Below are 14115 nucleotides of genomic sequence, written 5' to 3' on the forward strand. Positions count from 1 at the left end.
CAAAGTTTTCCCATGCGACGAATTACGGCGTCTACGCGAACTTTACTTCAGCATCGCGAAATCGGATTGTTGCTGATGGTGGTCGCTGTCGCGAGCTTCGTAGGCGCCTTCGACTCGAATTTCTGGGCGGTTGGAAATCTCCGGGACCTGCTGGTACGTAGTGCGCCAACTGCCATTGTCGCTTGTGGGCTGATGCTCGTGATCGTTACCGCCGAAATCGATATCTCGGTCGGATCTTTAATGGCACTGACTGCCGCCGCAATGGGAATCATGATCTCAGAGAATCAGTGGGCTCTGTCGATGTGGGTTGGGATTCCCGCAACGTTACTACTTGGAACTAGTATCGGATTGACAACGGGACTTCTTGTCACAGTCGGACGAGTACCGTCAATCATCGTTACGCTCGGATTACTCACCGCATTACGAGGCGCAACCACACTATTGATGGGCGGTCAAAACATTGACGGTTTGCCTGCCTCTCTCTCGCAAATCACCAAGCAGGGCATCGTGGGAGTCCCTCTCAGCATCTGGGTCGCGGGCCTTGTAATCACGTCCACCGCTTTCCTCATTGCGTGGACGCCACTAGGGCGCAGAATTTTTGCTTTAGGTAGTAGCCGTTATGCAGCCCACATGTCAGGGCTTTCCGAACGCCGTTTAAAACTGTTCGTCTTCGCTTATACCGGATTCCTGACAGCCTTGGCCACCATCGTCGACGTGCCACGCTTGCCAAAGATTGAGTCTGGAATCGGCATGGAATTCGAATTACTGGTCGTCACCTGCGTTGTCGTTGGAGGCGTTTCCATCACCGGTGGAAAAGGAACTTTGAGAGGCGTGATCCTGGCAGTGATCTTAATGACCATGATTCGGCCCGTGCTGACCTTCATGGAGATCGGCGAAGAGGGGGAAAAGTGGACAAAGGCGATCCAAGGTGCGTTCATCGCCGTGGCGGTGATTGGCGATAGCCTGCTCCGATCGACGAAAAACACGGAGTCGCTCGAGTGACAGGTCAACGCATCGAATTTCGCTGGTGGCACGAAGTCGTCCTGCTCGGACTGCTTGTTGCCCTGCTGTTAATCGCCGAATCTCGAATACCCGGATTTGTTTCATTTCGCAGCCAACTTTTTCTGTCACGCCACTTGTGGGAATTTGCAATTCTGGCCACAGCAATGACCTTGATCATCATCTCCGGCGGCATTGATTTGTCGGTCGGTTCCGCGATGGGATTGTGCGCTGTCGCATTTGGCATCTGCTTTCAATTCAGTGGTAGTCTCTCCATTTCCGCCATCGTTTGCCTGCTGACAGGGCTCTTAGGCGGATTGTTCAATGGCGTATTGATTGCACACTTTCGATTACACCCCCTGATCGTGACCCTCGCAACATTTGCTGCGTTTCGTGGGATTGCAGAAGGAATTAGCCAAGGGCAATCCTACTCGCAATTTGGTGACGCATTTTCGCAGCTAGCGCGGGGAACATGGTTCTCAGTCCCCATCCCGGGATTCATCTTCGCGTTCCTGGCCTGTTCATCGGCCTTGCTCCTTGCGAAAACCCCCCCGGGGCGATTCCTGTATGCCATCGGACACAATCCTCAAGCCGCTCGCTTTTCTGGAGTCCCCGTGGGCCGAATCCGGGTTGGCCTGTACGCATGGTCTGGATTGCTGGCTGGCCTTGCAACCCTGATTTATGTTTCTCGTTTCGACACAGCGAAAGCCGATGCAGGCAAAGGGTTCGAACTTGACGTCATTACAGCAGTGGTCGTAGGTGGCACGAGCATCTTTGGCGGCCGTGGTACAATTATCGGTACTACCTTGGGGTTACTGTTAATCCATGAGACGCGATTGTTCGTCGGTCGTTACTGGCGAACCGATGAATTGAAATCGATTGTTGTTGGCTTGCTGTTAATTGCCTCGGTTTTGATTTATCGTCTGTTAACGAAAAGAGATGAAGTGAGCAAGCTATAATCGGCGAGAGCCCGCAGAAGGCCTTGCAACTGAATTAAACGGAGGCACGCATAATGAATCGAGTTCATCTAACGTTTGTCTTAATGGTCAGCCTTGTTGTTTTCGGCTGCAATCGTCAAACGGCTAATCAAACAGACGGAGCCAACGATAAGCTGACGGTGTGCATGCTGCCAAAGATCAAAGGAATCAGCTATTTCACGTCTTGTTACCAGGGCGCTCAAGAGGCTGCAGCAGAACTGGGAAACATCGATTTAATCTATGACGGACCGATCGACGGAGACCCCAAGAAACAGGCCGAACTAATTGAACAATGGATTGTTGATGGAGCCGACGTCATCTGCGTTGCCCCCAATGCCCCGGACGTGGTGGCCAACGCCATGAAAGAGGCTCGCGATGCGGGAATCCATGTCATCACCTGGGACGCTGATGGCACAACCGATTCACGTTCATTCTTCGTCAATCAAGCCACCCCCCAGGCGATTGGCCAAGGCCTAGTGAATACGATGATCGCGGACATCGGCGCCGACCAATCAGGCGATGTCGTGATCATCAGCTCCGATGCGACATCCGCCAACCAAAACTCCTGGATCAAAGCGATGGAACCCGCCTTAGCGAAGAGCAAGCTGAAACTGCAAACCATCAAATTCCCAGGTGAGAATGCGGGTAACGCATTGGCGGATGCTCAAGACGTCATCAAAGTTTACCCCAACTTGAAAGGCATCTTTGGAATCAGTTCTGTGTCATTTCCCGGAGCGGCCGAAGCAGTTCGACAAGCCGGAAAAACTGGCGAAATCAAAGTCACCGGACTCGCAGTACCAAGCGACATGCGATCCTTTGTCGACGATGGCACCGTGAATTCGATCGTCCTTTGGAACACTGTCGACCTTGGCTATCTGACCATGCACGTCGCCCAAGCAGTCGCTGAGGGGCGGCTTACCCCAGCAGAGACCACCTTGCAAGCAGGACGACTCGGTGAGATAAAAATCAAAGGTGACAACGTTCTGCTGGGAGACATCATGGTCTTCAACAAAGACAACATCAACGATTACGATTTTTAGCTCTGTCCCGCACAACTTAGCTCGGTTTTCAAACGACCCGCTGCCCTCATCCAAACGCAGGCTGGCGGAAGTTGAAAAACCAGCCTATTGGCAAAGTCCTGTGCAAGTTAACGAATTTTTTTCTCTCCGAGGGCCAAATGCGAACCCCAACTATTTCCGTGATCCTGATTGGCGTTGTCCTCGCCAACCTGCTTACGTTGACCGTGACCGCACAGGAACCAAGCGTCGAAATGCGTTACCCGCTCGGCCCAGACTCGCTCCAGCAAGACTCGGTTCCGCGAGGTACAGTCACGAACCATATTTGGCAAACGAGCAAGATTTTCCCTGGAACAATCCGTCGCTACCACGTTTATGTGCCGTCTCAGTACGACGGCAAAACGCCACTGGCGCTGATGGTCTTTCAGGATGGTCACACCTATTTGAAAGCAGACGGAGACTTTCGTGTCCCAACGGTATTTGACAATCTCATTCATCAGGGAGCCATTCCACCCATGGTTGGCGTCTTTGTTGACCCCGGACACACGAAGGAGGTCCTACCACCGAAGCCTGGATGGCGACCCCGTCCCGAAAACCGCAGCATCGAATATGACACCCTTTCTCCCGCTTATTCGGAGTTACTGCTGACGGAGATTCTGCCGGAAGTCGCGAAATCAGTGCGATTCACTGACGATCCTGCAGGTCGAGCGATCTGCGGGATCAGCAGCGGCGGGATCTGCGCTTTCACCGTTGCCTGGGAACGACCGGACCAGTTTCAAAAAGTGCTCAGCCATATCGGCAGCTTCGTCAACATCCGGGGAGGTCACAACTATCCCGCCTTAATCCGTAAAGAAGAAGTGCGTCCAGTGCGAATCTTCCTGCAGGACGGCAGCAACGACTTGGACAACGAACACGGCAACTGGCCATTGGGAAACAAGCAAATGGCAGCAGCACTCGCGTTTCGCGATTACGATGCAACCTTCGTTTACGGTTCCGGTGCCCACAATGGCAACCATGGTGGAGCAATTCTGCCAGACTCACTCAAATGGCTGTGGCGTGACTACAGACTTGAGAAGGCGGATTGAAAATTCCGGTTGCCTTCCATTCGATTTGTGTTCTTCAGCCACGACTGAATCAGAAAGCGGTGATCGGCAGCACGTCTGAGCAGCCGGCGCAAAAAACTCGGCGCAAAAAAACCGGCACCGCGAAAGCGTGCCGGTTTGGTTTATCAACGAGAACGTTTTTAAACTGACTAACGTCGTCGACGACGTCGACCGCCATTGTCCTCGTCGTCGTCCTCATCCGATTCTTCCGCGGCGGGTCGCCGGCGGCCACGATCTCTACGGCTACGTTCACCCCCTCGGTCGTCACCACCACGATTTCCGCCAAATGCGCCACGCGAGCTTCGCTCAGCTTCTTCAAACACAAACGCATCGCCCATCATACGTTCGATTTGGTTCTCACTGACGACTGCAGCCATAATTTTCCTTTGGGCGCCAAGACGGATTTCAGCGATCTGTTTGTTGGTTTCCTTCTCAATCTCTCGCCGTACCTCTTCTAGCTTTTCACGATCGTCATCATCAAGCTCAACACCGCCGGCAACCAATGCATCACGAGCCGATCCACGTCGAAGTTGAAATTGGAATTCCAATTCACCGAAACGATCTTTTTGTTTCGAATTCAAAATCTCCAAAACTTTGTCTCGATCAGAGTCTCGCACCTTTTGCAACTCTTCTCGCATGCGAGCGAAGGTTGCTTGCCGATCTTCACCGTCTCGACCAAAGTTACCAAAATTCCCTCCTGCAAACCTTTCGCGGAGACTGTTACGACGCTCTTCGTTGTACTCCTTCAACTCTTCAAGCTGGCTATCGGTAAGATTAAGTTCAGCTTGCACGTCTTCGCGCTGCAGAAGTTCGGCGGGTCCTGAACCGAACATGCCGCGTCCACCACGTCCTCGTTGTTGGGCCTGGGCAGTGGATACTGACATCGCCACCGTTGCGATGGTAATCGCTGCCAGAATCAACAGGTTTCGCTTAAACATCTGAGCATTCCTTATGTACTAAAGTTTCCGCCGAATCTCGACAGGCAATTACGGCGCGACAGCATGAGCGTGACGCCGACTAGACTCGCGTTACTCATCGGACTCCAAGATCTCAGCTTCTCGAGCGGTGATCAAGCCGTCTCCATTCGCGTCATAATCTTGGAAGTCAGAAATATCTCGTTCCTCAGCAGTGGAAGCAAACTCGCTCAAGGTGACTTGGCCATCGGCGTTATCATCCCGATCCTCCCACCAGTTCGGCAAGGCTTTGGGAAGCGAACGGCCCTCGGATCGGTAAGATTTCCGTCCTTTTAAGCGTTCCGAGCCATCGACTTTGTAGGAATCCTTAGCGGCTACCTCCTCTTTCTGATCACTATTGCGTCGAGAGTCACCGCGTCTCGATGTGTCACGACCTCGGGAACTACCGCCACTAAATTTTTGCTTGATGGCTTCGATTTCAACGGGCTTACTAAAATCGATCTGAAATCGATCTCCAAAGAATTTCGCTCGACGTTCATCGATTTCATCAGGATCGATGCGACCGTTTTGGTTTTTGTCCATGCGTGCAAGAAAGCTGGAGGGGTCCCAACCGCCGAAGCTTCCACGACTTCGCTCACCACCACGGCCCCGATCACCACCACGGCCTCGATCTTCACCGCCGCCCCGATCACTACTGCGGCCCCGATCACTACTGCGGCCCCGATCACTGCTGCGGCCCCGATCACTGCTGCGGCCCCGATCACTGCTGCGGCCCCGATCCTCGCCGTCACCACGGAAGCGTTTGGCAATTCGTTCAGCCATCTCGGCTTTGGTCAGCATGCCATCCTTATCTAAATCGGACTCGCGGGGATCGCTGCGCCATGGAACAGAAGACCATTCGCTATGATTGAGAATCCCATTTTTGTCTTTGTCGTAGCGACCCATTGTACGATCAACATACTCCAGGACTCGCCGGTCATATTTCTTTTCCAGATCAATGAGCTTTCCAGCCAGAGTCATGGGACTGACCCCAAAGCCCGCAATCTCTTCGTTTCCGAAGCGGGGAACCGTTGGAAATTCATCTTCTTCTTCTTTTTTCCGTGTCGGCGAGGAAGATTTCCCAGGCCGATTTTCCTGCCTTTTTCCGGCTCCGCCCAGCAAGCGTTGAATGGGAAGAGGTCGTCCGGTTTCGAGGCCCGCCTCGCGAGCCATCCTTTCAATGAAACCTTGAGCGCGGCCCTGAGCTTCATCCGGCTCAATCGTACCATTTCCATTGGCATCAATTCGTTCCAAGATCCGAGCACGAAAATCACCGCCACGATCACCGCCACGATCACCGCCACGTTGTGCAAAAGTTGGCATGGCAATCGTCGCGACAATCCCAACCACCAGGATCGCAAAGACCACAGACCTTCTCATCTCATGAACTCCTTCGCCATGTGTGAATTCGTTTCGCTTATCCGATTCGCTACCGTCCTCGGCCACGACCACCCTGTTCACGGCCCCCCCCCACGTTCAAAGCCTCCACGACTGCCACCCGATTCCCGTCCACTCCTACGTTCAAAGCCTCCGCGCCCACTGCTTTGGGCTTCCCGAATTCGATTGATGAAATCACTCGCACTGTTTCCACGGCTTTCACCACTTGAACGCGAACGTTCATTTCTTGAGCGACTCGAGCCCCGATTGGATTCGGAAGAAGATGACGTCGTTGAAGTTTCAACAAGATCACCTAACACGCCCACAAGAGTTTGCTGAACAACATACGGATCGGTTCGTTTCAGGTTAACAACTGCGATGCTTTCTGGAGGCTTTTCAGCAGCCCGGCGATCCAGTTCGCGCACCACGGTCTCGACTTCTTTCAACAGAGGACCGGGTGCGGAGACAACAATTGAGTTGCTTTCGGTATCAACTCCAATCGACATTTTCGGCTGATCACCGGTGGCCGCTTGTTGCGAATTTCCACCGCCGCCACGGCGGTCGTCACCCCCACCTCGTCTGCCAAAAAATCCGCCACCCGGGAAACCACCTCGTTGCTCTCGAGATTCACCTTCTCGGCGACGGTTTTCTTGGCCTGTCACAATTCGGTTCGCATAGACTTCACGTAATACTTTGGCGACTGCCTCAGCATCGGTATACAACACGGGAATAAACTGCGGCCTCGGGAAGGTCAAGACTTCTTCAGGCCCACTCTCGATATCAATCACCTGCAACAACTGCTTGACCATTCCGACCTGCTCGGGATCCCCATGGACAAAGAGAGCGTTGAGCCGTTTGTCAGCCACAATGTGGGGTAGGGTTGCGGCAAGTGCAGTGGTTTGCTGCTGCAGCACGCTGTTCACACTGGTTCCTGTCGTGGCGGTCGCTGTCATCGAAGGCGTAATCCCTGTCAAAATGCTCGTGACCAAGGTGCTGGCTGTTTCGGCCTCGATGTGCTTCAAGTAGAACAGATTAAATCGCGGACCCGCCGCAGCCGCCGAGGATGAAAAGGCCTCGACCAACGACTGAATGGCATTCAGTGCCTCAGTATCCTTCGAGCTGATCATCAGTCCATCGGGAGTTGCCGCAATCATGACCGGCGCAACCGATTCGGAACTATCCGCGGCCTGCTCTGTAGGCTGGCTAGCCTGCTCGGCCCCTGTCGCTTGAGCAAGCCCTGACTCGGGAAGATCTACCACCAGACGTGTCTCGAACAAGGAAGACTCTGGAGAGACGGCTTGTTCTGTTTTCTTGACCGGGTCGGATTCCGAATCTTGAGGTCGCCTTTTCTGAGGTCGATCCGATTCCCGTCGACCGGGCTCCATCTCCCGTGTCGGACGGCCTTGCCGCGAACGACGATCGCGAGGGCCATCGGAATGCAAACGCTGCAACTGCAGCAATCCTTGCTCCTGACTTGGGATCACAACTTTAATTTCGTTGCGACGTAGATTCGGCCAAATAGTACGAATTCTGTCGATTGCCATGGCAGCCGTTTCCGCTGACATGGGAATCATCCGTACATTGCCGGTCCGAGAAACTCGAGTTCTCCCAGCGAATCCACCCACCCTAGCTCGTTCACCAATGTCATCGAGCAACAAACGAATCTGTTCGATCTGGGCCTGCGACCCCCGCACAACCAGTTGTGGCGGAATTAGCGTTCCGTCCACGACCGGAGGTTTTTGCGTCGAGCTGAATAATTTTTCAACGAGCGTAATTGCTGCTGCCGGATCGGTGTATTGGAGCGGAATGACTTGGACCCGTTCTGGGTTTTGCTCCATCTCCGCAATCGTGGCTTGTATCGAACGATGTTGAGAAGGTGTAGCGAAGGCGATAATGCCGCCGGTACTCGAATCCACTTCCAAACGCAGCCCAGCATCACCAACAAACAGTGTCTGTAACACGCGCAATACCGATTCTGGATCGGCGGTCGCCACCTTGTGAGACATGAATTGAGACAGTTCTTCCGCCCCACCACTGGATTGAGTCGTGTTGGGTGAATCGATTTCACGCACGATCTGCTCAACCAATTGGATCTTTTCTTGCTCGCCAGTCGCAAAAACGGTACGGCCCAACGGATTGGCTGATATGCGGATCGAACCATCTTCCGATGCAAATTGTTCCTCTTCGATACCAAGCAACGGTCGCGCAACGGCCAGGATTTCGTCAGCCGAGGCAACCTTTAAGGGAAAGGCATGCAGTTTACCCTTTTCCTGTTCCGCAGCCGTTTTTTCCAGGGAAATCAAAATTTCCTGAATCGTCCGCAAATTACCCGCGGTTTCCGTTGCCAGAATCTGCTTGGCACCTGGCATTACAATAATGGAACCAACCGGACTTAGCAGTTGATTGATCTGCTTCTCAGCCTCTGCGGCATCTACCTTGTCGAGGTTAAAGCGAGTCTTCGTGATTTCGTATTCCCCTCGATCCTTCAAATCGGAGGATGACGTTTCGACCAATAAATCCCGAACGAGTTGAGCGTCAAGCTCATCTTCGAGATCAATCACCAACAACATTTTTCCTTTTCGAACCAGCGTATACCCTTTGATTAATAAGTAACCATTCACCAGATCGATCGCTTCTTTCGGCGTGAAGACCTGATCTTCGTCAATGTAATTGAAAGTACCAGAAGGAATCACATCACTCGAAAAGGACAAGTCCGACTCTTCCGCAAGCCACTGCAACACATCATCCCAGGAGGCATATCGAAAACTAAACTTTAACTCGCCGGCTTGACCGGTTGGCTCAAGTGGTTGTTCAGCCGCCTTGGTTTCAGCCGCCTTGGTTTCAGCCGCCTTGGTTTCAGCCGCCTTGGTTTCAGCCACCTTGGTTTCAGCCACCTTGGTTTCAGCCACCTTGGTTTCAGCCGCCTTGGTTTCAGCCACCTTGGTTTCAGCCACCTTGGTTTCAGCCACCTTGGTTTCAGCCACCTTGGTTTCAGCCACCTTGGTTTCAGCCACCTTGGTTTCAGCGCCCGACTCTTGGGCAAGCACAGGCTGAATTCCAATCAGTGCACTGAGGGCGCAGCAGATCAAAAGTCGGAACAGTTGACGATGGCTCATCGTAGCGAGGTGTGGCATCAGGAGAGGCTCAATCGAATAAAGTCAAAACGGATTCAAAATAAAGGAATTTCAGCGATTCACTGTAGGCAGTTTCGCGTGATTTAGCGAGCGGATCTCCTCCGCCGGACCAACCCGCAGCTTCTCGCTTGGTTTCGCAGTCAGCAACTGAATAGGGGGCGCTCAAAAAAGCAACTCGCATAGCCCGCATCCCTCTCATTTTGACGCCAATCAACAACAGCGCCGATTGGATTTTGCTCATCGCTAATCATTCTTTACAGGATTGACGTCTTTTTTTCCTATCGTGACGTCAAATCGGGATACCAACAGCTAACAAGAGCCTCCTGCTACTCCACTCTTATCTACGGTGAGAAACAAGACTGGCTGCTGAAATCAGCACGAAAGCCCGTAAAAGTGTGCTAAGTTGCCAGCAACCAGTCGAATTCGGTGGCAATCGGAAGGTTATCAATCGCTACTTTCTCCGCTGATTGAACCCAACATCTCTGAGGTGGTTTCGCGGATGGCAACTGTTTTCCGGGGAATGGGCCACCAGCCAGCAAAGATTCTCGCCAAGCAGCTACTTCCTAGCTAACGCGGATGGGTTGGGCCGATCTACCATGGGAAATCATTTTTTTTTATGAACTTTGTCGTCTGAAGCATGGCTGGGTAAAAGAAGCGAACGCGACTCGGGGAAAATGCTGGAATTCCAGCCATGGGTTGAGAATGATTAAAATATGGACTGACCAACCCTGGGAACCATCCAGCGATTCAACCCGCCGCGTCGATAGGAATCTGCGGTGTTGACTTTTCCAACATGGCAGGTCACGGTGAGACGTTGAAGATCGAATGGTCTTCAGAAATCGACAAATCCTTTTCCAACCCAACGGTAGTCGTCTTCTCCATTCTCACGTTTAACAAGGGACGCTCTTTGGCGATGACGGATTCGAATCATGAAGTCGACCGAATTCTACAAAGAGTTCGCGACGGCGATCGACAATCTTTAGCGTTGCTGTTTTCCCAGCATCGAGACCGATTGTGGAACATGGTCAATATTCGGATCGATCGACGGCTAAGAGGTCGAGTGGATCCGGACGATGTGTTGCAAGAAGCCTATTTAGACGCAGCGGACCGAGTCGACCAATTCATCGTCGATCATTCGGGATCATTTTTTGTCTGGTTGCGTTTGATCGTGAACCAAACGCTGGTGAACGTTCATCGTCGACATTTAGGCGCGAAGATGCGTGATGCGAAGCGAGATATTTCGATTCATGCAGGCCAACATCAACAAGCGGCATCAACGTCCCTGGCGTTACAACTGCTGGGACACTTGACCACGCCCAGCCAGGCGGCCGTTCGTGAAGAAACGGCTCGCAAACTGGAGGAAGTAATCGAAGGACTGGAGCCCATCGATCGCGAGGTACTTGTGTTACGTCACTTTGAACAATTAACCAACAGCGAGGTCGCCGAGACTCTAGAAATCCAACAGAAGGCTGCGAGCATTCGTTACATTCGTGCGTTAAAGCGATTGCGCGACAAGCTTTCTGAGGTTCCAGGCATGGCTACGGAGTGGTTATCCTAAAGCACCGAATCCTACCTAAACAAACGTCATGAACAAACGAACCGACAAACCTGCAAAGCCACAATCCGCCCCTAGCGAAATCACCGCAGAAAACCCGCATCGCGACCCGGTGGAGGAACTGGCAGCGGAATTCGTCGAACTTCGTCGCGATGGTGATCGAATAACGATCGATGATTTTGCGAAGGCACATCCCGATTTTGCAGAAGAAATTCGGGAGTTGTTTCCAGCAATTGTGGCGATGGAACGCTTAAATCGCCGAGTCCAACATGATTCGCGCCCGCTTGTATGCAAACAAGAAATCAATGTCGAACGGCTGGGTGATTTTCGAGTCATTGGAGAAATTGCCCGCGGTGGAATGGGCATCGTCTACGAAGCCGAACAGGTCAGCCTTGGTCGTCGAGTTGCTGTCAAAGTGCTGCCTAAGCAAGCCTTACGCGGCGAAAAAGATGTACAACGATTTCACCGAGAAGCTCAGACCTCTTCCAAGCTCCATCACACCAATATCGTTCCCGTATTCGGTGTTGGTGAGCAGGACGGCATGCATTACATCGTGATGCAGTGCATTCAGGGGGTCGGCCTGGACGAAATCATCTCCGAATTAAAACGGTTAATGCTTGGCTCCACCGGCACGCCAAGCCAGCAGGCCGATTTCGATGACGCACGATCCAGCTATGTGAAACGAAACGCGGCAGCTTTATTGAGCGAAAAACTTCGTCACGATTCGCTGACTTCCGACGATGGAGATACCGCCCCGGACTCCGGCATGGCGCAATCTCTCCTATCGACCAGCCGTGTCACCGACGGAGTGAGAAGCGATGAGTACAACAGGCCTAAGACGAGTGATCAACCAAAACCGCTATCGCCGATCACTGCTCGGATCAACGCAGATTACTGGAAGAACGTCGCATTGATCGGGGTGCAAGTATCCAACGCGCTGCAATATGCTCACACCCATCAAACGTTGCACCGAGATGTCAAACCGGGCAATTTACTACTCGATGGAGAAGGCGTTGTCTGGGTCGCTGACTTCGGCTTGGCCAAAGCAGTTGAACAAGACGATGTGACTTGGACCGGTGACATCGTCGGAACGCTCAGCTACATGGCACCTGAACGCTTTCACGGCGACTGCGACGAACGAAGCGACATTTACGGGTTGGGCCTTACGCTCTACGAGCTGCTCACTTTTGAGCGAGCTTTCGAGGGCAGTGATCGGGTCGCCTTGATGCACCGTGTGGCGCACGAAATACTCCCTTCACCACGCCGACGCAATCCTGGAATACCTCGCGATCTGGAAACCATTGTGATGAAAGCTGCGGCACGCGATCCGAACGATCGTTATCAGTCCGCAGGGGATCTTGCCACCGACTTACAATGTTTTATTGACGATCGCCCGATCAAAGCAAGACGAGTGAACGTCGCCGAACAACTCATACGATGGTGTCGTCGAAATCGAGCGGTCGCCAGCTTAACCGCCACCGTCGCCGCACTACTGGTGATCGTCTCGATCATCACGACTTCAGGGTATCTTCGTGAATCAGCACAACGTTACCGTGCGGAATCATCGGAGCGAATGGCCTTGGAGGCCTTGGACAACATTTACAGTCAGTTTGCTCCAGGCCCCCTGCAGCTACCAGCTCCTCAAACGACGGAGGCTGACACGCGAGACTTGATTGACGACGACGGTGAAAATGAAGAAGCTTTGATGGCGGTTCAAACTCAGTTACCGCTTTCCAAAGATGTGGCCAAACTCCTGGACAATCTGCTGTTGTTCTATGATCAACTTTCATCCCAAGCAGGAAACGATCAAAACGTCCTGTTCAAAACGATCAAAGCCCATCGACGAGTTGCCGATATCAAATCACGACTAGGCGAGTTCGAAGATGCCAAAGCCAGATACCAACGCGCAATAACGCGATCCAAGGCATTCAAGAACAACACCCAAGAAACAGCTATCGAATTTGCTCGCATCCACAACGGACTAGGCAGTGTCCTGGTCGCAACACGCGATCGGGAGCAAGCCGTCGAAGCGCACGAACAAGCGTTGGTTCTGCTGAACAATCAAGCAACATTCCCTGAATCAAAGTATGAATTAGCGCGGACTTTGTATCTGCTACACGAGTCACAACAACGTCCGTGGTGGCAACGCAAGCGAAACGACAACACAAACCTCGTGGCAATGCAACCTCTCGAGGAAGCCATCGTTTTGCTTGACAAACTCTTGCAAAATCAGCCCGATGTCTCTGAATATCGATTTCTATTGGCCAAGTGTTACCGAGCGGTTGCCGAGGCCAAGCGGAATGACGTGTCCGATGCCAACGGCCAAACGATTCAACAACTCGAAAGCCTCGTCCAACGTTATCCCGATATACCTGACTACCGATATGAATTAGCCGATGCCCATTCAGTAACGGATTCACACTCCCTTCGCTGGAACCGTGACTACTCCCCCAAACGACTAGCCCTGGCAAACAAACGAGTCGACCGGGCACTCGAAGTCGCCTCAAACATCGACGCTTCGCATCCGAACATTTTGCAATACGTTACTTTAGCCAGTCGGCTTCATTACACCATGGCCATTGTGAAGCACGCTCAAAACGAAAGAGAACAAGCGCGTCGGCATCTGGATGCGGCGATCGCGAGGCAGGAGCGTATCCTGCAAGCCCAACCCGACTCTTACATTAAAAAGATGTGGTTGGCCAATCTAAAAGTCGACCTGGCTCAGCTCTGGTCAGAACTTGACCGGCCTAATGCGGCCCGAAAAGAACTTGCTCGCATTACGAATATCCTGGGACCACCCGGGAGTGAAAAAAACCAGACTGACAGCGAATTCGTCAAACGATTCACTCATAAAATTCGAACACGAGCGGATGATCTTGCCGACTCATTACCGTGATCCACTTATTCGCGTCCAATCGGCATCACGAACCAACTATCAATCCAGCCTGCCAATCACCGGCGATTGGTGGCTCGAAACGAATCCACTCTACGATCAACTCGA

General features: G+C 52.5%; 10 protein-coding genes. 6 read left to right on the plus strand and 4 right to left on the minus strand.

The window, feature by feature from the left end; genetic code table 11:
• Window positions 1-12 precede the first annotated feature (12 nt).
• The 4 genes from P8N76_02115 (at window position 13) to P8N76_02130 (ending at window position 4077) form a co-directional block, all read left to right on the plus strand.
• Window positions 13-1002 carry an ABC transporter permease gene (locus tag P8N76_02115; GenBank protein ID MDG2380444.1) on the plus strand — a complete coding sequence of 330 codons (990 nt, stop codon included), beginning with the start codon at window positions 13-15 and terminating at the stop codon, window positions 1000-1002.
• Complete coding sequence (locus P8N76_02120; GenBank protein MDG2380445.1) at window positions 999-1958, plus strand: ABC transporter permease; 960 nt, start codon at window positions 999-1001, stop codon at window positions 1956-1958. The genes P8N76_02115 and P8N76_02120 overlap by 4 nt, the downstream gene beginning before the upstream one ends.
• A gap of 53 nt (window positions 1959-2011) precedes the next feature.
• Window positions 2012-3016, plus strand: a complete 1005-nt coding sequence (locus tag P8N76_02125; GenBank protein MDG2380446.1) for a substrate-binding domain-containing protein — start codon at window positions 2012-2014, stop codon at window positions 3014-3016.
• A 230-nt stretch (window positions 3017-3246) separates the two neighbouring features.
• Window positions 3247-4077 (plus strand): alpha/beta hydrolase-fold protein, encoded by an 831-nt coding sequence (locus tag P8N76_02130; GenBank protein MDG2380447.1) that lies wholly within the window; start codon window positions 3247-3249, stop codon window positions 4075-4077.
• A 167-nt stretch (window positions 4078-4244) separates the two neighbouring features.
• On the opposite strand, the gene P8N76_02135 is transcribed toward P8N76_02130, so the two are convergent.
• The 4 genes from P8N76_02135 to P8N76_02150 form a co-directional block, all read right to left on the minus strand.
• Window positions 4245-5033 (minus strand): hypothetical protein, encoded by a 789-nt coding sequence (locus tag P8N76_02135; protein MDG2380448.1) that lies wholly within the window; start codon window positions 5031-5033, stop codon window positions 4245-4247.
• A 90-nt stretch (window positions 5034-5123) separates the two neighbouring features.
• The gene (locus tag P8N76_02140; protein ID MDG2380449.1) at window positions 5124-6428 is read right to left on the minus strand and encodes a hypothetical protein; all 1305 of its coding nucleotides are present in this window, start codon (window positions 6426-6428) and stop codon (window positions 5124-5126) included.
• A gap of 77 nt (window positions 6429-6505) precedes the next feature.
• Complete coding sequence (locus P8N76_02145; protein ID MDG2380450.1) at window positions 6506-9559, minus strand: secretin N-terminal domain-containing protein; 3054 nt, start codon at window positions 9557-9559, stop codon at window positions 6506-6508.
• Between the two features lie 10 nt (window positions 9560-9569).
• Window positions 9570-9800, minus strand: coding sequence for a hypothetical protein (locus tag P8N76_02150; GenBank protein ID MDG2380451.1), 231 nt, complete (start codon window positions 9798-9800; stop codon window positions 9570-9572).
• Window positions 9801-10352: 552 nt separating this feature from the next.
• On the opposite strand from P8N76_02150, the gene P8N76_02155 reads away from it, so the two are divergent.
• Both P8N76_02155 and P8N76_02160 read left to right on the plus strand, forming a co-directional pair.
• The gene (locus tag P8N76_02155; GenBank protein ID MDG2380452.1) at window positions 10353-11117 is read left to right on the plus strand and encodes a sigma-70 family RNA polymerase sigma factor; all 765 of its coding nucleotides are present in this window, start codon (window positions 10353-10355) and stop codon (window positions 11115-11117) included.
• A gap of 28 nt (window positions 11118-11145) precedes the next feature.
• Window positions 11146-14010: a protein kinase gene (locus P8N76_02160; protein ID MDG2380453.1), complete on the plus strand. Its 2865-nt coding sequence runs from the start codon at window positions 11146-11148 to the stop codon at window positions 14008-14010.
• Window positions 14011-14115: the final 105 nt, after the last annotated feature.

This window comes from Pirellulaceae bacterium, from assembly GCA_029243025.1.
In the GTDB taxonomy this organism is placed as follows: domain Bacteria; phylum Planctomycetota; class Planctomycetia; order Pirellulales; family Pirellulaceae.